The sequence below is a fragment of the Bacillus sp. AFS023182 genome (assembly GCF_002560575.1).
Classification (GTDB): domain Bacteria; phylum Bacillota; class Bacilli; order Bacillales; family Bacillaceae_G; genus Bacillus_A; species Bacillus_A arachidis.
This window is the reverse complement of sequence record NZ_NTRO01000157.1, coordinates 1-248: the sequence shown is the minus strand read 5'-3', so window position 1 is coordinate 248 and position 248 is coordinate 1. Positions and strand designations below refer to the sequence as shown.

General features: G+C 37.1%; 1 protein-coding gene. It reads left to right on the top strand.

Annotated features, from left to right (window positions below):
* Positions 1–248, top strand: a 248-nt coding sequence (locus CN288_RS27870) for a Cna B-type domain-containing protein (protein ID WP_141528038.1), incomplete at both ends; no start/stop codon positions are given.

Genomic DNA, 248 nt, shown 5'->3' with positions numbered 1-248 from the left:
AAAACACAAGAAGTGAAAGCCGACCAAGCTGGTAATTGGAACTTCGATTTCAAAGATCTTCCGAAGTACGATGAGCAAGGAAACGAGTTTAAATACACAGTAAGTGAAGTGAAAGTAAACGACTATGAAACAAAAGTAGAAGGCACAACAATTACGAACACTTACAAGAATGTAGAAACAACAGAAGTTAGTGGTAAAAAAGTATGGGACGATTACAATAACAAGTTTGGCAAACGCCCAGAAAGCAT